Annotated in this window: 22 protein-coding genes; 7 read left to right on the top strand and 15 right to left on the bottom strand. The window is 42.0% G+C overall.

Features of this window, described 5'->3' with window-relative positions:
* Positions 1–13 precede the first annotated feature (13 nt).
* The 6 genes from ftsA to gshB form a co-directional block, all read right to left on the bottom strand.
* Positions 14–1,276 (bottom strand): cell division protein FtsA, encoded by a 1,263-nt coding sequence (ftsA, locus tag CF596_RS06840; RefSeq protein WP_096901650.1) that lies wholly within the window; start codon positions 1,274–1,276, stop codon positions 14–16.
* Positions 1,277–1,343: 67 nt separating this feature from the next.
* A complete protein-coding gene (locus CF596_RS06835; RefSeq protein WP_004974235.1) occupies positions 1,344–2,198 on the bottom strand; it encodes a cell division protein FtsQ/DivIB in 855 nt (284 codons plus the stop codon).
* Between the two features lie 2 nt (positions 2,199–2,200).
* Positions 2,201–3,130 (bottom strand): D-alanine--D-alanine ligase, encoded by a 930-nt coding sequence (locus CF596_RS06830; protein ID WP_096901647.1) that lies wholly within the window; start codon positions 3,128–3,130, stop codon positions 2,201–2,203.
* 56 nt (positions 3,131–3,186) lie between these two features.
* Positions 3,187–4,635 (bottom strand): UDP-N-acetylmuramate--L-alanine ligase, encoded by a 1,449-nt coding sequence (murC, locus tag CF596_RS06825; protein ID WP_096901645.1) that lies wholly within the window; start codon positions 4,633–4,635, stop codon positions 3,187–3,189.
* Between the two features lie 3 nt (positions 4,636–4,638).
* On the bottom strand, positions 4,639–5,742 hold the full coding sequence (gene murG, locus CF596_RS06820) for an undecaprenyldiphospho-muramoylpentapeptide beta-N-acetylglucosaminyltransferase (protein ID WP_096901644.1): 1,104 nt from the start codon (positions 5,740–5,742) through the stop codon (positions 4,639–4,641).
* Between the two features lie 319 nt (positions 5,743–6,061).
* Positions 6,062–7,006: a glutathione synthase gene (gshB, locus tag CF596_RS06815; RefSeq protein ID WP_004974228.1), complete on the bottom strand. Its 945-nt coding sequence runs from the start codon at positions 7,004–7,006 to the stop codon at positions 6,062–6,064.
* A gap of 116 nt (positions 7,007–7,122) precedes the next feature.
* Between gshB and CF596_RS06810 the strand changes: the two genes are divergently transcribed.
* Positions 7,123–7,338, top strand: coding sequence for a DUF3565 domain-containing protein (locus tag CF596_RS06810; RefSeq protein ID WP_096901642.1), 216 nt, complete (start codon positions 7,123–7,125; stop codon positions 7,336–7,338).
* A 112-nt stretch (positions 7,339–7,450) separates the two neighbouring features.
* Here the strand turns inward: CF596_RS06810 and CF596_RS06805 are convergent, their stop codons facing one another.
* Together CF596_RS06805 and pyrE are read right to left on the bottom strand one after the other, a co-directional pair.
* Positions 7,451–7,957 carry a hypothetical protein gene (locus tag CF596_RS06805; RefSeq protein WP_096901639.1) on the bottom strand — a complete coding sequence of 169 codons (507 nt, stop codon included), beginning with the start codon at positions 7,955–7,957 and terminating at the stop codon, positions 7,451–7,453.
* Between the two features lie 215 nt (positions 7,958–8,172).
* Complete coding sequence (gene pyrE, locus CF596_RS06800) at positions 8,173–8,823, bottom strand: orotate phosphoribosyltransferase (protein ID WP_096901637.1); 651 nt, start codon at positions 8,821–8,823, stop codon at positions 8,173–8,175.
* Positions 8,824–8,862: 39 nt separating this feature from the next.
* Between pyrE and CF596_RS06795 the strand changes: the two genes are divergently transcribed.
* Positions 8,863–9,681, top strand: coding sequence for an exodeoxyribonuclease III (locus CF596_RS06795; protein WP_096901635.1), 819 nt, complete (start codon positions 8,863–8,865; stop codon positions 9,679–9,681).
* Between the two features lie 853 nt (positions 9,682–10,534).
* Positions 10,535–10,882: a Spx/MgsR family RNA polymerase-binding regulatory protein gene (locus CF596_RS06790; protein WP_096901634.1), complete on the top strand. Its 348-nt coding sequence runs from the start codon at positions 10,535–10,537 to the stop codon at positions 10,880–10,882.
* Positions 10,883–10,976: 94 nt separating this feature from the next.
* Here CF596_RS06790 and CF596_RS06785 read toward each other — a convergent pair whose 3' ends face one another.
* The gene (locus CF596_RS06785; RefSeq protein ID WP_004974208.1) at positions 10,977–11,414 is read right to left on the bottom strand and encodes a DUF2147 domain-containing protein; all 438 of its coding nucleotides are present in this window, start codon (positions 11,412–11,414) and stop codon (positions 10,977–10,979) included.
* 154 nt (positions 11,415–11,568) lie between these two features.
* Between CF596_RS06785 and CF596_RS06780 the strand changes: the two genes are divergently transcribed.
* The gene (locus tag CF596_RS06780) at positions 11,569–12,480 is read left to right on the top strand and encodes an alpha/beta hydrolase (protein WP_004974206.1); all 912 of its coding nucleotides are present in this window, start codon (positions 11,569–11,571) and stop codon (positions 12,478–12,480) included.
* Positions 12,481–12,587: 107 nt separating this feature from the next.
* Here CF596_RS06780 and CF596_RS06775 read toward each other — a convergent pair whose 3' ends face one another.
* The 6 genes from CF596_RS06775 to CF596_RS06750 form a co-directional block, all read right to left on the bottom strand.
* Positions 12,588–13,151 carry an NAD(P)H-dependent oxidoreductase gene (locus CF596_RS06775; protein ID WP_096901633.1) on the bottom strand — a complete coding sequence of 188 codons (564 nt, stop codon included), beginning with the start codon at positions 13,149–13,151 and terminating at the stop codon, positions 12,588–12,590.
* 166 nt (positions 13,152–13,317) lie between these two features.
* Complete coding sequence (locus tag CF596_RS06770; protein ID WP_096901631.1) at positions 13,318–13,998, bottom strand: glutathione S-transferase family protein; 681 nt, start codon at positions 13,996–13,998, stop codon at positions 13,318–13,320.
* The gene (gene dsbD, locus CF596_RS06765; protein ID WP_171324892.1) at positions 13,995–15,827 is read right to left on the bottom strand and encodes a protein-disulfide reductase DsbD; all 1,833 of its coding nucleotides are present in this window, start codon (positions 15,825–15,827) and stop codon (positions 13,995–13,997) included. Before dsbD ends, CF596_RS06770 begins: the two co-directional genes overlap by 4 nt.
* 165 nt (positions 15,828–15,992) lie before the next feature.
* On the bottom strand, positions 15,993–16,763 hold the full coding sequence (locus CF596_RS06760; RefSeq protein ID WP_096901628.1) for a transporter: 771 nt from the start codon (positions 16,761–16,763) through the stop codon (positions 15,993–15,995).
* A 16-nt stretch (positions 16,764–16,779) separates the two neighbouring features.
* Positions 16,780–17,322 (bottom strand): ankyrin repeat domain-containing protein, encoded by a 543-nt coding sequence (locus tag CF596_RS06755; RefSeq protein WP_096901627.1) that lies wholly within the window; start codon positions 17,320–17,322, stop codon positions 16,780–16,782.
* Positions 17,323–17,486: 164 nt separating this feature from the next.
* The gene (locus CF596_RS06750) at positions 17,487–17,852 is read right to left on the bottom strand and encodes an HPF/RaiA family ribosome-associated protein (RefSeq protein ID WP_004974190.1); all 366 of its coding nucleotides are present in this window, start codon (positions 17,850–17,852) and stop codon (positions 17,487–17,489) included.
* A 545-nt stretch (positions 17,853–18,397) separates the two neighbouring features.
* Between CF596_RS06750 and CF596_RS06745 the strand changes: the two genes are divergently transcribed.
* From CF596_RS06745 to CF596_RS06735, 3 genes are all read left to right on the top strand, one after another.
* Entirely contained in the window at positions 18,398–19,138 is a 741-nt protein-coding gene (locus CF596_RS06745; protein WP_096901626.1) for an outer membrane protein OmpK, read from the top strand.
* Between the two features lie 172 nt (positions 19,139–19,310).
* Entirely contained in the window at positions 19,311–20,093 is a 783-nt protein-coding gene (locus CF596_RS06740) for a sulfite exporter TauE/SafE family protein (protein WP_096901625.1), read from the top strand.
* 176 nt (positions 20,094–20,269) lie between these two features.
* The gene (locus CF596_RS06735) at positions 20,270–21,685 is read left to right on the top strand and encodes a DASS family sodium-coupled anion symporter (RefSeq protein WP_096901624.1); all 1,416 of its coding nucleotides are present in this window, start codon (positions 20,270–20,272) and stop codon (positions 21,683–21,685) included.
* The last annotated feature ends 203 nt before the right edge of the window (positions 21,686–21,888 follow it).

The following is a 21,888-nucleotide window of genomic DNA, read 5'->3' as shown; positions in this document are numbered from 1 at the left end:
CCAAAAAACTCAACTAAAAAATAGATTTTAACTTTTCGTTCAAGCCAGACCATGCCCGTCCGACACGCCCCCAAACCGATAAGGTTTCAGGGTCTTCATGTTCTACAATCGTGTCTTGAGTATAGTTTTGACTATAAAGCAATAAGCCTGAAGCTGTTGCATATTGTGAACGGCGTAAGGCGGCCTGATGCGGTTCATCGGCATAAACTTGTGAAGGATGATTCCCCAAGTGTGCCGAAACACCCAACATACGACGTACCAAGCTGATCATGCCTTCAATTTGTGAGGCATCACCCGCCAAAACCACACCATGATATAAACCATGAATGGCACCGCTCTTTTCGAGTTCCTGACGAATTTGTGCAAAAATTTCTTCATAACGCGCAATAATAATTTCCGCCAGTTCAATACGGCTAATGGTTTGCGGCCCATCAATGCCCTGAATCTGAATCATGTGATCAGGTTTGACCACTTTCATATCTACACAGCCATACAATAGCTTAATCCGTTCAGCTTCTTCAGTTGTGGTTTGTAACACCGCTGCAATATCGCGGGTGACATGCTCACCGCCACGCTGCAAAGTGTGTGCCAAGGCCAAACGTCCATCTAAATAAACTGCAATACTGGTCGTACCTGCGCCAATATCTACCAGACACACACCGTATTCTTTTTCATCTTTAAGCAGACTGGCTTCTGCAGTGGCTAAATTTGACACCACCATTTTTTCGACACCAATATTGGCACCTTTTAAAGCACGGTCTAAATTCTGCATGGTGCTAATAGGCAACATCATCAATTGATAATGCCCCGTCATGCTATGTGCTGACATACGAATTGGGTTTTGTACCCATTCACCCGAATCATCTAAATCGAAACCGAGTGGTACTGCACTCACCAAATAATGGTCTGAGGTGAGGTGACTGGCTTTGGCCAATTCCAAGGCGCGTACCACTTCACTGGTGGTAATGGTGTGATCACTACTTTCAATAGGTGTGCGACCTGAAGCATAAAAGCTTTTTAGCTCTGCACTAGGAATAGAAATCCATGCCGAATGCACACGGCATTCCGCCATATCTTCTGCTTCTTGCACGGCATTTTTAATTGCAGTAATCACTTTATCGAGACTGACAATTTTTCCTTTACTCATGCCTCGATTACGTGCGGTGGCCATACCAATGACTTGGATATTGTCTGGCGCATGGACCTTAGCAATCAAAACTGAAACTTTGTGCGTCCCAATGTCAATCGCAACAACCGAGGGAACAGCTTCACTCATTTATTCACTACCATTACCAGTATGTTTAATTTATGGCTTAATGCCTCTATTTTTTTAAAGCCCAATATTATGGCTTTGCTCTTATTCCCTCTGCAATGCTTGTGTCATCAATCGTTACAACAAAGTGACCATTTGCAATTTTTGGCGGAATTGAGTTTTTCCATTGAATGGCTAAACCATTGCGATAACGCAAATCGATGGCGGATATTTTAGACCATACAGGTTTCAAATCACTTTGTGCAAGATGCCCCAAGCGCTGCAGCTTACTCATGGTTTGATCTTTATCTACAATAACACGTAGACCTGAATCAAACTGCATAAACCACGTCATACGTTCTGTTAAATATAGTTCTTTTAAACGATCGTTGACGGGTAAGAATAATTGGTTAATTTCATTATAACGACGCATCATCATTTTAGATTGATGCGTTGGCCCGTGTAATAACGGTAAATGTTGATTATTTTGTGGCGTGACCTCGGTAAAGACTTCACCGCTGTCACTGAGCAAACGACCTGTCCCCCAACGTGCAATTGGATGACGCGGCATAACCCGCACACGAATAGCATTCGGCCACGCACGTGAAACCACCACTCGATCTACCCAAGACAACTCCAAAGCGGTATCGCGGATTTGCTCTAGGTCAGAGGTGAAATAGTTCTTGGTCATTACAGGGTTCACATGCGTCATCACTTGGCGGTGTTCCGCATCTGAACGTGTACCCACTACATCTAGCTTGGCAATTTGTGCATCGGTCATGACTTTGTATAGCCCGTACGCACCCACTGCCAACACGAGCACCGCAACGCACAGCATTACCCAACCGCCAAAATGAATCAGCTTTTCTTTGGCTGTTGGCGGTTTGTCATGAATCGAGGTAATCGCTGCCCGTTTACGGCGCAAGGATGCAGGAAGTTGAGCCATATTTAGTGTGCTTCACCTGTAAGGGTTTGTGCCAAAATTGCCACACACAGCTCATCAAAACTATAGCCGACTGCATTTGCCGCTTTCGGAACTAAAGAGTGGCTGGTCATTCCCGGCACGGTATTCACTTCCAATAGCCAGAAATTGCCGTTCTCATCTTGCATGGCATCAATACGACCCCAGCCACTTGCACCCACGGCTTGGAAGGCACGTAATGCCAAAGCTTGTAACTGTTGCTCTTCGGCAGTGCTTAAACCACACGGAATACCGTATTGCACATCATTACGTTGATATTTGGCTTCATAATCATAGAACGCCACATCTTTCGGTGGTTCTAAACGAATAATCGGTAAAGCCTGACCATTTAACAGCACGATGGTAAATTCACGTCCTGTAATCCATTTTTCAGCCATAACAATAGTGTCATGTGCAGTTGCTTTCGCTACAGCATCGGCAAAGTCTTCTACTTTTTCGACTTTGCTCATGCCAATACTTGAACCTTCATGTACAGGCTTGATGATGAGTGGTAAACCCAATTCGGCAACCACGTCTTCAATATTGGAATCTTTGCTAACAATACGATATGGCGCAGTTGGCAAGTCAGAACCTTGCCAAATTTGCTTGGTCTTCACTTTGTCCATGCCAATGGCTGAACCTTGCACGCCCGTACCCGTGTATGGAATATTCAACCATTCCAAAACACCTTGAATTTGACCATCTTCACCACCGCGCCCGTGTAACACAATAAAGGCACGATCATAATTGACCAATTCGGTCACGCTACGTGTTTGTGGATCAAATGCTTCTGCATTGACCCCAGAACGTAGCAGTGCTTCGAGTACTGCTTGACCGCTGTCTAGAGAAACCTCACGCTCAGCAGATTTTCCACCCAATAACACGGCAACTTTGCCGAACTTTGAAGCATTTGACACGTTTATATCCTTAAACTTTAAACTGGTCGATCAAATTCAAACATCACAGGTTGTGATTATTTTAAATATAAATGGTTTTGTGCAAGCTCGATTGAAATCGCCCCCACATTACCTGCACCTTGGGTCAATAACAAGTCATTGGCCTGTAACACTTGTTTCACAATATTCGGTAGGTTGCCGTCATTTGGATCGACCAAAATTGGCTCAACCTGACCACGCAAACGAATACTGCGTGCCAAAGTACGGCTATCTGCGCCAACAATTGGTTTTTCACCCGCAGGATAAACATCGAGCAATAACAATTGATCGACTTGTGACAACACTTCCACAAAGTCATCAAAACAGTCACGGGTGCGACTAAAACGGTGTGGCTGGAACAACATCACCAAACGGCGATCAGGATGACTTTGACGCGCAGCTTTAATGGTGGCTTCCACTTCTTTCGGGTGATGTCCGTAGTCATCTACCAATTTCACATTGCCGTCTGCTACCGCAAACTCACCTTGTACTTGGAAACGACGACCGACACCGCTAAAGCCTTCTAAAGCACGGCAAATTGCACCATCAGAAACGCCTTCATCGGTGGCAATTCCAATTGCAGCCAAGGCATTCAATACGTTATGCAGCCCCGGTTGATTCACCGTCACGCGTAACGGTTCGCGGTCTTTACGCAGTACAGTAAAGTGTGTGCGCATACCGTCTTGATCAACATCAACGGCACGAATATCGTTGTCTTCATTAAAACCATAGGTCAATACAGGGCGCCCGATACGCGGCATGATTTCACGAATATTGGCATCATCACCACACACCACAGCCAAACCGTAGAATGGCAGTTTGTGCAAAAATTGAATAAAGGTATCTTTTAAGGTATCGAAACTACCACCATAGGTGTCCATGTGGTCGGCATCAATATTGGTCACCACAGCCGCCATTGGCTCTAGGAATAAGAACGATGCATCAGATTCATCGGCTTCTGCCACGATATAACGGCTAGCACCCAATGCTGCATTGACCCCAGTACGGTTTAGCAAACCACCAATCACGTAAGTTGGATCCATGTTTTCTTCGGCCAACATACAGGTGATTAAACTGGTAGTGGTGGTTTTACCATGTGTACCCGCGACTGCAATACCATGACGGTAACGCATCAACTCGCCCAGCATTTCAGCACGACGCACCACAGGAATACGGGTGTCAATTGCTGTTTTAATTTCTGGGTTTTCTGGGTCAATTGCAGTAGACACCACCAACACATTGGCGCCTTTAATATTCTCTGCCGCATGCCCAATATAAACCTTGATGCCGTTTTCTTCTAATTGCGCTGTGGTTTTTGAAGCTTTGATGTCTGAACCCGACACTTTATAGCCTTGGTTTTTCAAGACTTCGGCAATACCACACATCCCCGCGCCACCAATACCCACAAAATGAATGTGTTTGATACGGCGCATTTCAGGCACTTTGATTAATTTTTTCGCTTGATCAGCGGGTGTAGATGGAGACATATTTTACTCGAACAATGCTTGAATAAGACGAACCACGTGTTGAGTTGCATCAGGCTGCGCCTGCTGACGGGCTTTGACCGCCATTTCAGACAACAATTGACGATTCATTAACGGGGTTAATAATGTTGTTAAACTTTCAGGTGTCATGCTCGCTTGCGGACAGATTTTTGCTGCACCAAGATCGGCTAAAAACTTGGCATTGGCAGTTTGGTGATCATCCACCGCACTAGGCAATGGTACAAATACTGCTGCAACACCTGCAGTCGCGACCTCGGTTACCGTGAGTGCGCCCGCACGACAAATAATTAAATCGGCATCACTATAGGCTTTGGCCATATCTTCAATAAAAGGCTGTACCTCAACCTGTAAATGGTCAGGCTTGTGTGCATAACGTGCCTGCGTCGCTTCGGCATGGTTTTGCCCACATTGATGATAAACATCTAAAGCGACATTTAGTTGCTTTAACGTTTCAGGTACACATTCATTTAAGGCTTGTGCACCTAGTGAACCACCCACAATTAAAATACGAATTGGCAAGCCTGCTTTTTCACGTTCCTGATAGCGCCATGCAGGGCTTAAGGTCGCAGTGATTTCTTCACGAACAGGGTTGCCTGTGGTGACAATTTTGTTACTGTTTGGAAAGGTATTTGGGAAAGCCTGACACACGGTTTTTGCCACACGTGACAATTGAGTGTTGGTAAAACCCGCAACTGCATTTTGTTCGTGAATCAGCACAGGAATACCCAAAGCACGTGCTGCCAAGCCACCTGGCCCTGCCACATAACCACCAAAACCTGCAACAGCATCAACTTTTAATTGCTTCATGTAACGCACAGCACTGAGCGTTGCGCCTAAAATTTTAAATGGTGCAGCCAGTTTACGGATCAAACCGTTGCCACGTACACCTTGAATATTAATTTGGTAAATTGGGATATTATGATTTTTAAGCAGACGATTTTCCATGCCCGTTGGGGTCGCCAACCATGACACTTGAATCCCTTGTTGCTGTAATTGTTTTGCGACGGCCAAAGCGGGAAAAACATGTCCACCTGTACCTGCGGCCATCATCATGACATGTTTAGGCTGTTGTTGCTGTGCGTCAGTCACGGTTTAATTCTTCAACTCAAAATAAGGCAAATAAAAATCTTGTATAAGCTATCAATTGTAATCACAAACGCATGGGCTTTAAAGGTTATTTACTTTTTTTCACCAAGTGCTTGATTGTTTTTTTCTACAGATTTTCAAGTTTAAACTAGTTTTATTATTAATCTACGGAAAATGTTAAGTTTTATTCAATTTTACCTGCTTTGATTGATCTATTTTGCAAAGTGTTTAAGTTGTTTTTTGTATCCACGTCTCTAAAAACAAGGCCGCTTTCAAATAGAAAACGGCTTTTGTATTGATACAGTGAGCATAAAGCCCAAACTTAGTTGGGACGACCTGCTTCAAGTACGGTAAATAAATCATCGGCAATGGATGTACCAAACTGTGCATCAATTTCACGAATACACGTTGGACTGGTCACGTTGATTTCAGTGACATAGTTGCCAATCACATCTAATCCGACAAAAACCAAGCCTTTTTCACGTAAAAATGGCCCGACTTTGGCGGCAATGGCTTTGTCATTTTCAGTCAATGGACGTGCTTCGCCTAAACCACCTGCAGCTAAGTTGCCACGCACTTCGCCATTTTGTGGAATTCGTGCCAAACAATAAGGCACAGGCTCACCATTAACCATGAGGATGCGTTTATCACCATCTACAATTTCTGGAATATAGCGCTGCGCCATGATTGGCTGAGTGCCGTTGTTGGTCAGAATTTCAATGGTTGAGCCAATATTGACCCCATCTTGGTACAAACGGAAAATTCCCATGCCGCCCATGCCATCGAGCGGTTTAACGATCACATCACCATGTTGCTGAATAAATTCACGAATCAGGCTTTGTTGTGACGTGACCAATGTCGGAACTTGTAGTTCTGGGAATTGAGTCGCAAACAGCTTTTCATTACAGTCACGCAGGCTTTGCGGCTTGTTGATGATCCATGCGCCTTCGCGTTCAGCTTGCTCTAAAATATATGTGGTATAAACGAAATTCATGTCAAAAGGCGGGTCTTTACGCATGAGAATGACATCATAATCAGCTAAGGATTCTTTGCGTTTTTCGCCCAATTCGTAATAATGGTTATAATCTTCAAAGACTTTGAGCGATGCAATCAGACCAAATGCCTTGCCCTGATCAATATATAAGTCTTGCTGTAATGCATAGCCCAAGGTATGCCCACGACGGCTTGCCGCCCATAACATCGCCATGGTTGAGTCTTTTTTCAAATTGACACTTTCGATGGGATCCATCACAACAAGTACGCGCATATTTCGGTGCTCTTTTGAAGAATTGAATAAGCAAAAGTATAGCGGAGTTTGGCTTTGGTTTTGCTGCAATTTTCGTAACGCTTTATCCACGATCATCATGCACTTAGGAGTATGCGATGCAACAAGCGATTATTGGTTTTCATTTAGATGAAGAAAATGATTGGGTCGCAGATTTGGCCTGCGGTCATGGGCAGCATGTGCGGCATAATCCACCGTGGCAAAACCGCCCGTGGGTAATCACAGAGCAAGGGCGCAAGGAAAAGTTGGGGGTGATGCTGGAGTGTAAGAAGTGTGAGGAGGAATTGGAGTGGGTTTTGGATAAGAGATTTTAGGTTAAAAAGATAATCAAACGACCCATGAAGCGGGGCTTTCGTATAACGACCACGATTATGTTAAATCGAAAATTTAAGTATATTTTCTTAGATGATAATTGTGCTGACACCGTCAAATTAAAGATAGTATGGGCGCCCCAAACTCATCTACAAGTTCAATATCAGCAGCTTTTAAACGATCTAATGGATCCCCTGTTTTTAAACACCATCCATCAGGCATTTTGTTTTTTAAGCCACATGTCTTGGAATCTAATTTTTTTTGCTCGTCATGAGTAATATAAGCTATGCCTAAATTTCGTTTGAGAATCGTTGATAATTCTTGATTTGATAATTGATCGGTTTTTATTAAACCCCATAAACCATTGAAAAGATAAGACATAGGTACGATGTGTTCTTTTCTTGCAGGAATAGAGCCCACAGGTAAATTTTGAAAAACAGGATTAGAGTATCCCTTAAAAATTAATTCATCTTCTGGATGAACTAATCTCTCTATAAATCTGGAGTGATATCCCCAAGACTTTTGAATATTAGCTTGAAATACCATTATATTTTTAAGGTGTTGAATGACAAGATCACAAGTATTATCTAAATACTGATTAATATATTCTTTATTTTTCATTGAAAGACATCGCTCATAATATTTTTAAGAATAAGCTATTCTAAAATCGACATCATACACCTTTAACACATCACGAAAATTATTCCACATAATTCAGTCCACTGCATACAAAAAAAGCCCAAACCTACAGATCTGGGCTTTTTATAAACTTGTTACGTTCCGCGCTAAATTATTAATCAACGCTCAATATTATCATTAAAGAGAATTGATAAGACTTAAATCCCATACTTCACACGGTACGCTTCCATTTTCGCCAAGGCATCTTTTTCACCTTTAGCATCCAAATAATTCATTAAATCTTTCATGGTAATTAAAGCATGCACAGGAATTTCCAACTCTTTTTGCACTTCCTGAATAGCAGACAAATCGCCCTGACCTTTTTCTTGACGGTCTAAAGCCACCAATACGCCCGCAATTTGTGCGCCTGCATTTTTCAAAATAGTCACCACTTCACGAATAGCCGTACCCGCAGTAATCACATCATCAATAATCCAAACTTTTTTGCCCTCAACCGCAGCACCCACCAACACACCGCCTTCGCCATGATCTTTGGCTTCTTTACGGTTAAACCCCCACGGCACACTTACGCCATGATTTTGTGATAAAGCCACTGCTGTAGCTGCCACAAATGGAATACCTTTATAGGCAGGCCCGAAAATAACATCTACATTTTTGCATTGCATGAGTTGATCTGCATAGCCCGAAGCCAATAGCGATAAAGCTTCGCCATCATTCAACAAACCTGCGTTAAAAAAATAAGGACTCACACGACCCGATTTTAAAGTAAACTCACCAAATTTAAGCACACCACGTGATAAGGCGAGTTCGATAAAAGCTTGCGGGTTAAATTGAGCTGGCGATGTCATGAGGTGCTCCAAATTAATACATTGAGGTAAGACCTGAGCATGATACCAAAGAGTAGCTATCCGAGTGATCAAAAAATTCTTCGAGTGGTTTCAATTAACGTCAATGGGTTGCGTTCATCGGTAAGCAAAGGCTTACTCGAATGGTTGGAAAAGTCTGAAGCAGACGTGATTTGCATGCAGGAAAGCCGCATCACACACGCCCAATGGACCGATAAATTTAAGCCAGAAGGCTGGCACACGCATCTTTTCCCTGCAGAACGCGCAGGCTACGCAGGGACAGCTATTTATAGCCGTTTGCCCTTTGTTTCTGTGCAAAATGGTTTAGGCTTTGAATTGGCCGATTCTCAGGGTCGCTTTATCAGTGCTGAATTTGATGTAGGACTGGATCACCCAATTTACATCTGTTCACTGTATTTGCCTTCTGGCTCTTCAGGTGAAGAAGCCCAAATGCGGAAAGATCACTTTTTAGAAGAGTATCAAAAAATTCTAAAACAGTGGCGTGAAGACAATAAATCGATCATTGTCTGTGGCGATTACAACATTGTGCATAAGCGCATTGATATTAAAAACTGGTCAGGTAACCAAAAGTCTTCAGGTTGCTTACCGCATGAACGTGCATGGTTAGATCATATTTATAATGACTTGGGCTATGTCGATACCTTCCGTGAAGTACGCCATGAAGCAGAGTTGTATTCTTGGTGGTCAAATCGCGGGCAAGCCCGTGCCAAGAACGTTGGTTGGCGGATTGATTATCATGCCTGTTCACCCGACTGGAAAGCACGCACTGTCAATGCTTGGGTGTATAAAGAAGAATGGTTTAGTGACCATGCTCCCGTGATTATTGATTATAAAATTTAGGGTCTATTGACATTTCATAAATGGTTTGCGCTGTAGGCTAAAACTGAGCAGATCAGGCATGAAACGCAGGGAATAGTGGGTCTATTGCCAAGTTTCATAACGCAATCTGAGAAAGTTTTAGCCACAGCCTGAGCAAAAACAAGCACTGCTTTGTTTGCAGCGCAAGGCGCAGCGAAGGACGAGCATATTTTTTTGCTGCTATTGCGTTATGTGCCAGTCATTTAGAATGGCTAAATTTCCTGTCCCATGCCTTATATCAGCTAAAAATATGCGTCGTCGCAAACATAGACGAATTGTCAATAGTCCCTTATTCACACAAATTTCACAGCCTATATGAGTGAACAATTGTTCACTCAACTGAGGTTCAATTCGCACATAATCTGTCGACTTTGTGTATTTATCTTCAAGTCGATTCAGCGCATTATTGCATCACGGCAAAGGGACAGTCAGGATGACACAAAAGGATTGGAAGCCGAAGGATGGAAAATAAACTAACTGGTTTTGGTTAGTTTCAAGGATGTAACAATGGACGTTAAAATGAGACCCGCATAATCAGGATGATTAAATGCGGGTTTTCTCTTTTTATCATCTTATTTTCTGTTTTGCGCTGTTACTGTTGTTCTTCACTGTATTTTTTATTTTCACTAAAGTCTGTTCTTATCAAGTTTTTCATTTTTTTCTGTTTATGCGTCCCATTTTAGAGCGATCAAGTGTCAATTTGGTGACATCGGTATGACGTATTGATGACACATACCATTTAAACAGCCAATCATTGTTCACTGCAAGTTTCTAGCACTTAGCGCTGTTTTGGGCTAGGCTATAATCAGTCTGATGATATTAACGTGAAAAAAATATGTTAAAAATTTATGGTATTAAAAACTGCAATTCAATGAAAAAAGCCTTCGATTTACTCAATGAATTGGGGCTAAGTTATGAGTTTCACGATTATAAAAAACAAGGAATCGATGCCGACACTGTCAAAAGTTGGTTAGATGTGCTTGGGCAAGATGTAGTATTGAATAAAAAAGGCACCACTTGGCGCAAACTCAGTGAAGCAGAACAGCAAGCTGCCTTGGCCAGTGAAGCCAACTTAATTGAGGCTCTTTGCACCCACACCAGTTTAATTAAACGTCCTGTCTTAAAAACTGAATCAGGCTTTATTGCAGGTTTTGATGAAACGGCTTATCGTGCTTTAGGTTAAATTTAAAAAATACCAATAAAAAACCTGCTCACATGGAGCAGGTTTTTTTATATCCTGTGCAATATGATTTCAACTGCACAGGTGGAATACATGCTTAGTTCGCACGAATCCATGTTTGGTTACGACCCAATGCCGCTACACCAATGAAACCACGCAATTCCAGTTTCTTACCACCATCGGCAAGTTTACCTTTTAGCTTGTAGGTTTTACCTGTTTGCGGGTCAAGAATTGAACCACCATCGTAGCTCGTGCCGCCTGTATTTTTCAGACCGCGAACAATGGTCAAACCTTTGAGTGATTTGTTGTGATACGGACCTTCACATTTTGTACAGGCATTTTCTTCACCAGGCGTTAAAATTGACTGAATGCTTGCGGTTAAAGTTCCATTTTTTTGCTCAGTAAATCTTACCGTGGCTTTGGGTTGTTTGGTTTTGTCGTCAATTGTTTTCCAAACTGTGCCGTTAAGCGGATCTGCAGCATTGGCCAAAGCGCTTAAACCTAACAGCCCGAATGCAAGTGCAATTTTTTTCATTGTTTTGTTTCCCTAGTCTACTATCAGACAACTTTATTATTAAAAAGTCACAACAAATTTGCAATTTTTGAATGTGACCGTTTAGTGTACCCTTGTAAATTATGTTGGTAAATACACAAATATCCGATCAAATAAAGAACAAGATGGAAAAATCATGAAGATTAACCCCATGTGGAAACAAATTATTACAGAGCAGTTTTTAAAAACCACCATTCGCAAACCAAGCCAATTTAATTTACCCCCCAATTCTGTACGTTTTGCACTAGAACAAATGTGCCGTTTATTTCCCATGCAAAAGTCGGTGCAGGTACGCGCGCTGCGTTTAGCAGGTCTGCATGCCGAAGAATTAAAACCACAGAATGCTGCAACACAGCTCATTTTTCATATTCATGGCGGGGCTTTTTTTCTGGGTTCGTTAAATACCCATCGAGCATTTTTGAGTCAAGTTGCGGCACGCACCCAAATGCAAGTGATTCATGTCGATTATCCGCTTGCACCTGAGCATCCTTTTCCACATGCTTTGGAAGCCGTGTTTGATGTCTATCAAAGTCTGTTGGCGCAAGGTATACACGCCAAAGATATTATTTTGTCAGGAGATTCTTGCGGTGCAAATTTAGCGTTGGCGCTAGCTTTAAAAATACGTGATGAGCAATTGCCGCAAGTGAGTGGCTTAATGCTGCTGTCACCATTTTTAGATTTAACCCTCACCAGTGAATCCTTGCGTTATAACAGCAAGCATGATGCCCTGCTGTCAATTGAAACGCTGGAAACAGGCATTGATTACTATGTACCGCCTGAACTTGATCGGGCAGACCCGCAAATTTCGCCATTGTTTGATGATTTACATGAATTACCACCAGTTTTAGTACAAATTGGCTCTAAAGAAATTTTGCTGGATGATGCAACACGTTTTAAAGAAAAAGCCGAACAGGCAGGCGTAGAAGTGCATTACAAACTCTACACGGGTATGTGGCACAATTTTCAAATGTTTTCACCCTGGTTTGAAGAAGCCAAACGTGCATTGGCAGATTTAGCAGAGTTTGCACATCGGCAAGATCAGAGCTAAGTTCAACCATAACAAGGCTTTGCTAACCAACCCTTTTAGCCGATCCATCTATATAAAAAAAGCTCAGCACCCTCAAGGCACTGAGCTTTTTTTATTGAAATAGTGGGTTAAATCGCCTGAATTTTTTGCATCGCATTGGCAACAGCTTGGTCTTTAAATTCCGACATACTCACCCCTTCAGCGCGAATAATTTCTACATCATTCACCCCTGTAAAGTTGAAGATGGTTTTCAAGAAATCTTCCTGAAAATCAGCAGGGCTATTATCACCATACACACCGCCACGGCTGCTGGCGATATAGGCTTTTTTCTCACCCGCCAAACCTACAGGCCCTTGCTCGGTATATTTAAAGGTTCTTCCCGCCACGCTAATGCGGTCAATCCATGCTTTTAAGGTTGAAGTCAAACCAAAGTTATACATGGCTGCACCCACCACCACGACATCGGCATCAATATATTGCTGGATGATTTTTTCACCTAAAGCCGCTTGTTCTGCATCCTGCCCCATTAAAATTTCGGCAGTTAAGTGCGGAATCGGCTGTTGTGCCAAATCTAAATAATCGACCTGTGCATTGCTATTTTTTGCAGTCAATTGTTGCACAATCGCTTGGCTTAACTGACGTGAAACTGAGTTTTCACCTAAAATACTCGAGTCGATGTGTAAAATTTTCATGGGGATGTTCCAATCTTGTATTCATTTAATAACGCTATTTTAATCGTGCAGCGTAAATAGAATAATTGGGAAAACTAAGACACTATGTTTTATTTTTGGAACAAAAAAGACCACTTTACCGCACAAAAACTTCCGCAGTATTTTTCCTAATCCTGCTTTTTCCAAGTCATTTTGCTGGTTTTTGATAAGGCTCTAAATAATTGACCCACATTGCTTCTTGTGATGCGGCGTGTACCCAAGCGCGCATAGCAGGATGCTGCATCACCCGCTGCATATAGTGTTGGCTGTTGGCACTTACAGGCAAGGCATAAGTCATAAAACGCGTCACCACAGGAGCATAAAACGCATCGGCAATGCTAAATTCACCACACAAGAAACCATCTGCTGCAGGACGTGCCGACCAAATGTGTTCAATGCGTGCCACATCCTGCCTTAAACCCGAATGTTCTTGCCATAATTTTGTACCCACTTCTGCTAAATTGGCGCGAATATTCATGCCACATAAACTGCGTAAATCGGTAAAACCACTGTGCATTTCTGCGCTGATGCTACGCGCCCAAGCGCGTTGCTGTACATCACGCGGCCAAAGTGCCTGTTCAGGATATTGCTCTGCCAAGTATTCACAAATGGCGAGAGAATCCCAAATCAACATGCCCTGATCTAACAAGGCAGGCATTTTACCATTGGGGTTAATTTCTAGGACACGTTGTTTAAAATCGCCCTCACCACGCTCGCATGGAAAGTTCAGTTGTATTTCTTCAAAAACCAAATCAAACGCCTTCAGTACCAACCACGGGCGCATCGACCAGCTCGAATAATTTTTATTGGCAATATACAGCTGCATCATGGCGATGACTCCTGTGTGGTTTGAAGTTGCTGCAGTTGATTTAACAAGGTGCTTTCGTTAAACGCACCCGTTAAACGCAGACTGCGAATTTCTTGTTGTTGTGCATCCAAAAATAAAAAGGTAGGTGGCCCTAAAATTTCCCATTTATTCAGCAAAGCTTGATGACTGGCATCGTAATGGCTTAAATCGAGTTTAATTAAATAAAATTCTGCAAGTGCCTGTTTTACAGTGGAAGATGTCAATACCTGTTGCTCAATCGGACGGCACGCCACACACCAATCGGCATAGACATCTATAATCATGCGCTGATTTTTCGGAGCTTGGGCAAGTAACTGTTGTAATTCCGTTGCAGTCGTTGCACGGTGCCATTCTAAAACCGCATCGTTTTCCTGCTGCCAAAAACGCTGGCTGTGTTGATATTGGTTATAAATCAGATACGGCACCACCACCAATAACGCACTCAGATAAATCGCCCGCAGCGTACCATGATAGCCACTCAAACGATGCAACACATAGCCGACAAAACCCAGTCCAAGTGCCAAACTAAGCGATTGTATCCATGCTTCACCCAATAACGGACGAATAAAATACAACGCCAATGCCAACATAATAAAGGCAAACAGCACTTTAACTTGATGCATCCACAAGCCTGCGCGTGGTAAAGCTTTTGCCCCAAGCACACTGGCCAATAATAACGGCGTACCCATGCCAAAACCGAGCGTAAATAGCAGCAGCGCACCCTGCAACTGACTTTGGGTTTGTGAAATAAACAATAACGCCCCTGCCAATGGCGCAGTCATACATGGGCCGACCAAAAGTGCCGACAACATGCCCATGAGTGCAGCACCTGCCAAATTGCCGCCTTTTTGCATAGATTGCGCCTGATCGAGTCGATTGACCCAAGCACGTGGTAACTTGATCTCAAACAGTCCAAACAAATTTAAGGCAAACAACACAAACAGTAAACTAAAGGCAATTAAAGTAGCAGGTTGTTGTAACCAACGCTGAAAATTCAAACCTGCGGATGACGCAATTAAACCCAATATGGCATAAACCATTGCCATGCTACAGACAAAAACCAGAGTAATCGTCCACGCTTTGACACCTTTATGTTCACGCACCAACAAGGAGGTCAAAATGGGCAACATCGGCAAAGAACATGGAGTAAAGGCCAATAAAACCCCTAAACCAAAAAACAGTAGCAAGCCATAAGCAAACGAACTCTGTGCCAGTTTTTCTGACCACATTTGATCTTGTGCAGTGATGGGTTGCGCTGTCGCAACACTTGTTGAGGATGCTAGCGTGGAGTTGGCAGGTGTTGTCGAAAACACATTCTGGGTTGGGTTACTGTGTCCACCCCACAGATTTTTTTGTGCTGCGCTTTGATTGTCTAAAATCACCAAACCAGTGCTGTCGGTCTGAAATTCAATGCGCTGTGGTGGATAGCAAAGCCGATCTTGCGCACAACCTTGCCAACTCACTTGATAGCGCTGTGCAGCCTGCGTGGGAATTTTAAAACTGACTTGTTGATAATAAACCTGAGTATGTCCATAGTTTTCATCATAAACATCTTCTGCGGGAGGCAACTCTAAAGCCAGTATTTGCTGTCCATGCTCAACCTTAAATTGATGCTGATACAAATAATACTGTTCAGGCATGTTCCAACGCAGTTCGGCTTGTTGGGGATTGACCGATTCAACGCTAAACTGAAAGGCTTGTTCGGGTGGGAGTAAAGGTGCTTCTGCGTGTAGGCTTAGCGAACACAATAAAAGTAGACTTGCGAGCAGACAAGATAAGCCCCTATTCATATAGCGAAAAATATCAGCCATTAGATCAACAGCAGCTTGCCAAAAGGTCTGAAATAAGGACTGCTTCATGTTCTGCTCGCCTCGGCATGAACTTTATTAGGATGAAAACGAATCTGCAGCAAGCTTGATGAGTTTAGCCTGCTGCAACATACAACGTATTTTAAAGCTTTAAATGGTTTAAATGGCTTAGAACAAGAACGCCATACCTAAACCTGCATGGTAACTTTTATCTGCACCGTCTAAATCTACACCGACACTGGCATCCAGCTGAGTGCGTTCATTCAGTGCGTAAATCACCCCCGAAGTTAAGCCATATTCATTGTCCTGACTTTCTGCTTTACGATAGACCAATTCTGAAAAACCTGACCATTGATCGCTTAAACGATACTGAATATTGGGAATTGCTGTAACCGCCCAATCGCTATTTTGTACATCGTAACGCATGTTGATGCCTGTTTTTAACAGCTCACTGTATTGATAGCTGACTGCCGTACCCAAGCTATAAATATCATCTTCTTCGCTAAAGCCATCATTGCCTGTGGCAATTAGCGCTTGCAACAACACGGCCATAGAAAGTTTGTCATCATTTAAGTCAATGGCTTGTTTTAAACCAATGCTGACATCACCCAAACCATCATCTTCAACCGATTGACCTGCAGTTTTGCTTTTGCTCCATGCAGGCCCTTGCCAGCCCAGCTGTAACTCTAAATCTTGCGCCAAACCTGTACGTAACAGCATGTCAGCATTAAGGCGAGTAGTTTTAACTTTTTCGCCCGAAGCATCGTTACTTTCTTGATAAGTTGCACTTGGCAAAGCCTGTTCCCAAGCCAGTTTCCCTACAGGTGTAATACCCGTACTCATTCCTGCACCAGGACGATCAAACTCAAAATCTGCCGCGCTCACCTGCATGCTGATGCCTGCCGCCACGATTAACCCAACTGTTTTTAATGCTGACATATTTTTATCTCTGCTCTTAGGCCAATTCTTTGCTCATTTTTGCGCCATAACGACGCAACAATTCTAAAGTCTGCTGTTCTTCTAGCAAAGCATCCGACCACTGAATTTCATCAAAATCACAATCAAACAATAAATCACTAATTGAAGATAAAATCGTTAAACCATCTTCATCTTTGCTGTTCGGATCGACTTTTTCATCTAATAAACGCTGTACCGCAGGAACACATGCTGCAGAAGCCGCATCCCACAATGGGCCGTAAATTTCTTCGGCATCCCATAAATGCAAATTCACTTTGGCTTGAATCAAGGCCTCTAAAATATCTAAATGCACTTGCAAATCTTGCTGTTTTTGCTGCTCTGTGAGTGGCTGACCTGCTTCATATGCTTCGCAGACTTTTTCCCACCATTGAAATAAACCATCTGACCAGATTGAAATTACAGGGCCTTTTTCGGCATCCATAAAGTTAGGGTCTAAACCGTCTGCCAATAGGCGTTGCACTTGGGCAAGGTCTAATTCTTCTATTGCTTGCACCAAGACTTGTTGTTGCGCAGTTAACATGCAGAGAGCTCTCTTATTCAATGTTTAATTTAGAACTATTATGCCCAATAAAGCGACATTTGTATGAGATAAATGTCAGCAAATCGTGAATTTAGTGCATTGGCTGCATGCAAACACAAAAAAGCCCCGCAAAATTTGCGAGGCTCTTGGAATCTGTCTGATCCTTATTCGTCGTCGCCACCAACATCTGTATCTACAAATTCTGGGCGAGCACCACGAGGATTTTCATTTTTCTCAAACGCATGTTCTAGGCTGCGTTTTAAACGGTCAATCGCACCGTGAATGGCTGTATCAATATTATGACCACGATGATTCACAACTACTGGTTTTAAACCTGCTGGACGTGCTTCAATCATACAACGAATGTCGTCATCACCGCCTTTTTCACCATTTTCATCACTAAAATGCACTGAAAAATGGGTAATACGCTCACTGTGGCGTTGGAATTCATTATTCAGTTCTTCACGAACGTAACTAATTAATCGATCACTGTTTTGAATGTTTTTATCGGTACGGATTTCAATGTTCATGATTTCATCCTCTTGCGTTCGTTATTTCTGAATCTTGTTGTGCCAAAATCTTACACATAATTTTATATATATGTTTTGGCGTGTTTATAATGTGCTGTTTTTACAGCATAAAGTACATCTTCAACTTAGTTTGGAATCACTTCCTCCTACGTGAATGATGAACACTTTTAATTCTGCAGAACCGTGTCCCTATACCTTGAATATCGGGCCTATCTGAAAAATATGCAAGCAATATTTATAGAAAAGCAGCAAAAGAATAACCCTTTTATCACCAATTTCAGCTTAGATGCTCAATAAGCGATCAATTTGGATAGCACCATGTTGTTCAATCTATTGCCAATAAGAAACTTGATGCTTTTAAAGGGTTTAGTTACATCTGCAATATTCGCCTTTGCATTTTGACCATTGGTTTTAAATCGTTTAAAAAACACTCAACCCAAAAACTGATAAAAAACACCCAAAAATGACCCGTCAATAATCGAATTTTGCTTTATTTTTGCTAAACGATCTGTATCCTTGAAACGCTTTTATTGGGGTCTATTTTTATGAAACTTACACATATTGCTGCGCTGTGCGCAATCTCCACTGCTGCAACTTTTACGCAAGCTACACCGATTTGGCAAGATTTTAGCGTGACAGGTTTATACGGTGAAAATTACAAATCACCTTTTTTAACTGGCGATCAAGAGATTGAACAAAGCACTGTAACTTTTGAATACGCTGCTGGTTTTAAATATGGTGATTTTTTTGCCTTTGCTGACCGTTCAAACAATGATGTAGATGGCAATGACACTTACTTTGAAGTATCACCACGCTTAAGCTTAGGCGCTGTTTCTGGTCAAAAACTTGCCTTTGGTCCAATTAAAGATGTTTTAATTGCAACCACTTGGGAAGGTGGCGAAGGCTTTAACAATTACCTATACGGTATTGGTTTTGATCTTGAGCTTCCATATTTCAAATATGCGCAATTGAACTTCTACAAAGCAGATAATGATAAAGATATCTCTCAAGATGATTATCAAATGACGTTTGCTTACGGTCTTCCATTTAAAGTCGGTGCTGAAGACTTTTTAGTAGATGGTTTCCTTGATTGGTCTACTGCAGAAGATGACCACGCTAGCGAACTCAACTGGACTACACAATATAAATGGAATGCAGGCAAACACATTTCGCCAAATACACGTTTATATGTCGGTATCGAACACTCTGTTTGGAACAACAAATACGGTAATAAATCAGGCATCAATCAAAACGATGTCAGCGCATTGGTCAAATACCACTTCTAAGCTGTATTTTTCGCTGTTCAAAAAGCAAGACCTCGGTCTTGCTTTTTTATTGGTCGTTAAAATAGTTTCCAATAAATATGCTTTGCTCATAACCATGCAACCCATTTGTACTTAGTGCAAAACTCCGCTACATTGAGTTAAATTTCAAATAAAAAGTAATGTGAACCCCCGCATGCAAAAAACCGATTTCATTATTCTGATGTTTTGTGCGATTGCTGCAATTTTGCATGGCATGAGCGGTTTTGGTTTTCCTATGCTCAGTACGGCTGCGGTGGCGATGTTATATCCACTCAGTACTGCGGTTGCTTTGGTTCTGATTCCCTGTTTGCTTCTCAATATCTACATGCTGCGGGGCGATGCCACACAATCTATATTCAGCAGTTTATATGGCTACTGCAAAAAATATTGGGGTTTAATCTTCAGTGCGCTGATTGGCAGCTATTTGGGCGTCAGTTTGCTGCTCATTCTGAACGAAGGTTATTTAAAATTGGCAATGGGCGTACTGATTTTATTGTACGTGGCCGATCAATTTCGACAACGTCCTTTGCAAATTTCTGCCTCACTCAAAAATATGCTGATTTTTGGTTTGCTGGCAGGTGTGATTGGTGGTGCGACCAATGCCATGGCACCATTTCTAATGATGTATTTACTCAGCACTCAACACAGCAAAACCGATATTGTGGTGATTAGCAACTTAAACTTTATTATTTCCAAACTCATTCAATTGGCAGTTTTATATCCAGTAATTCAACAGTTTAGCCACATACAATTAAAAGTTTTAGCCCTGATTTGCATCATCTCTATGCTGATGGTGTATATCGGCAGTCTGATTCGTAAACAAATTTCCCAGACATTATTTAAGCAGATTGTATTTACGTTATTGGGTTTTATGGCACTTTACGCGATTGCTCAAGGATTATTCATCATCCAAACATCACCTGCTTTATTGATATAAATCAGACCAATAAACATAACAAATGGAAAATTATTTAGATTTTTTTTGGCTTAAATAATTATTTACACCTATAATTAAGACCAGCTTAAAAAACAGTCTATTCAGACTGCTTCGGTCGTTTGCATCGACCAATCTTCCCTCTTTTCTTTTAATTCCTTTTGACGGAGTGAACTTCTATGGAAAATAACCATATAGAAGTGCCAGCCAATATTAAGCGAAAAGAACTGATCAAGACCTGGGTGATTGTTGCAATTGCAGCCCTGCTCTCTTTCGGTTTATACAATGTCTTGCCCTATGATGAAAATGCAAATAAGGGTCTAAGTCTGTTGCTTTTTATTGGTATTTTATGGCTCACCGAAGCTGTACACATTACCATTACCGCGCTTTTGGTGCCGGTGCTTGCCGTAATTTTGGGCATGCCTGTAGAAAATGCCAGCAAAGTGCTTGAGCCAATTAGCACCAGCAAGGCATTGGCGACTTTTGCCGATCCTGTTATTTTCCTGTTCTTTGGTGGTTTTGCTTTAGCGACTGCACTGCACATTCAGAAACTGGATCGTAAAATTGCGATGTGGATTATTTCCATGTCGGGCGGTCACTTGGGGATTTCGGTTTTATCTATTTTTATTGTCACTGCTGCGTTGTCGATGTGGATTTCCAACACAGCCACGGCGGCGATGATGTTACCGTTGGCGCTGGGTTTGTTATCACACCTCGATGCCACTAAAGAGCGTAAAACCTTCGTTTTCATTTTATTGGGGATTGCCTACTCTGCCAGTTTAGGTGGTTTGGGTACGTTGGTAGGTTCGCCACCAAACGCTATTGCAGCCAAAGCGTTAGACTATGACTTTGCTGACTGGATGAAAATTGGTTTACCAATGATGCTGATTTTGCTACCAGCAATGTTGGTCAGCTTATATTTGGTATTGCGTCCAAATTTAAATCAAAAAATTCATTTTGAAACTGAAGTAATTCCTTGGACCAAAACCCGTGTTGCAACGATGATTTTATTCGTATGTACTGCAGTGGCGTGGATTTTTGGTAAAAAACTTAGCGAAACCTTCGGCATTAGCCAACCCGATACATGGACTGCATTAGCTGCTGCATGTTTGGTAGTCATGCTAGGTACTGCATCTTGGAAGCAAGTAGCTGAAAATACCGATTGGGGCGTGTTATTACTGTTCGGTGGTGGTTTAACCCTCAGTGCGATCTTAAAAGATTCAGGCGCATCTTTGGTATTGGGTCAAACCCTTGCCAATACCTTTGGTGATACTTCGCCATTGGTAGTGATTTTTGCGGTGACCATCTTCATTATTTTCTTAACTGAATTTACCAGTAATACAGCGTCTGCTGCGTTATTGGTTCCTGTATTTGCTGCAATTGCAGACCAAATGGGTATTCCAAAAGAAATTTTAGTGGTGATTATTGGTATTGGTGCATCGTGTGCCTTTATGTTACCTGTGGCAACGCCACCAAATGCGATTGTATTTGGTACAGGTCAAATTAAACAAAGTGAAATGATGAGTGTGGGCATGGTGTTGAACGTCATGTGCGTATTTATTATTTCATTATTTGTATATTGGTTCTTTAGTTAAGGATCAATAAAAAATGGAGCACAAGATGCTCCATTTTTTTCGCCTCAATTTTAGAATATTTTTAATCATCAAATCATTACCTAAATAAATTCGCTATACTCGAAACATAATAATTTAGACACGATGAGGAGGGTTAATAACTGCTAGTTGAAATCTACCTATTTCTATATTATTATATACAAATGAGTAGATATGTTAGTATT

This window comes from Acinetobacter sp. YT-02 (genome assembly GCF_002412355.1).
Taxonomy (GTDB): domain Bacteria; phylum Pseudomonadota; class Gammaproteobacteria; order Pseudomonadales; family Moraxellaceae; genus Acinetobacter; species Acinetobacter towneri.
This window is presented reverse-complemented; position numbering and strand designations above follow the sequence as displayed.

Bases quoted from the DNA above. Each gene is read 5' to 3' on its own strand.
- ftsA (WP_096901650.1), bottom strand. From the start codon at position 1,276: ATGAGTGAAGCTGTTCCCTCGGTTGTTGCGATTGACATTGGGACGCAC.
- CF596_RS06835 (WP_004974235.1), bottom strand. From the start codon at position 2,198: ATGGCTCAACTTCCTGCATCCTTGCGCCGTAAACGGGCAGCGATTACC.
- murC (WP_096901645.1), bottom strand. From the start codon at position 4,635: ATGTCTCCATCTACACCCGCTGATCAAGCGAAAAAATTAATCAAAGTG.
- gshB (WP_004974228.1), bottom strand. From the start codon at position 7,006: ATGCGCGTACTTGTTGTGATGGATCCCATCGAAAGTGTCAATTTGAAA.
- CF596_RS06810 (WP_096901642.1), top strand. From the start codon at position 7,123: ATGCAACAAGCGATTATTGGTTTTCATTTAGATGAAGAAAATGATTGG.
- CF596_RS06805 (WP_096901639.1), bottom strand. From the start codon at position 7,957: ATGAAAAATAAAGAATATATTAATCAGTATTTAGATAATACTTGTGAT.
- pyrE (WP_096901637.1), bottom strand. From the start codon at position 8,823: ATGACATCGCCAGCTCAATTTAACCCGCAAGCTTTTATCGAACTCGCC.
- CF596_RS06795 (WP_096901635.1), top strand. From the start codon at position 8,863: ATGATACCAAAGAGTAGCTATCCGAGTGATCAAAAAATTCTTCGAGTG.
- CF596_RS06790 (WP_096901634.1), top strand. From the start codon at position 10,535: ATGTTAAAAATTTATGGTATTAAAAACTGCAATTCAATGAAAAAAGCC.
- CF596_RS06785 (WP_004974208.1), bottom strand. From the start codon at position 11,414: ATGAAAAAAATTGCACTTGCATTCGGGCTGTTAGGTTTAAGCGCTTTG.
- CF596_RS06780 (WP_004974206.1), top strand. From the start codon at position 11,569: ATGAAGATTAACCCCATGTGGAAACAAATTATTACAGAGCAGTTTTTA.
- CF596_RS06775 (WP_096901633.1), bottom strand. From the start codon at position 13,151: ATGAAAATTTTACACATCGACTCGAGTATTTTAGGTGAAAACTCAGTT.
- CF596_RS06770 (WP_096901631.1), bottom strand. From the start codon at position 13,998: ATGATGCAGCTGTATATTGCCAATAAAAATTATTCGAGCTGGTCGATG.
- dsbD (WP_171324892.1), bottom strand. From the start codon at position 15,827: ATGGCTGATATTTTTCGCTATATGAATAGGGGCTTATCTTGTCTGCTC.
- CF596_RS06760 (WP_096901628.1), bottom strand. From the start codon at position 16,763: ATGTCAGCATTAAAAACAGTTGGGTTAATCGTGGCGGCAGGCATCAGC.
- CF596_RS06755 (WP_096901627.1), bottom strand. From the start codon at position 17,322: ATGTTAACTGCGCAACAACAAGTCTTGGTGCAAGCAATAGAAGAATTA.
- CF596_RS06750 (WP_004974190.1), bottom strand. From the start codon at position 17,852: ATGAACATTGAAATCCGTACCGATAAAAACATTCAAAACAGTGATCGA.
- CF596_RS06745 (WP_096901626.1), top strand. From the start codon at position 18,398: ATGAAACTTACACATATTGCTGCGCTGTGCGCAATCTCCACTGCTGCA.
- CF596_RS06740 (WP_096901625.1), top strand. From the start codon at position 19,311: ATGCAAAAAACCGATTTCATTATTCTGATGTTTTGTGCGATTGCTGCA.
- CF596_RS06735 (WP_096901624.1), top strand. From the start codon at position 20,270: ATGGAAAATAACCATATAGAAGTGCCAGCCAATATTAAGCGAAAAGAA.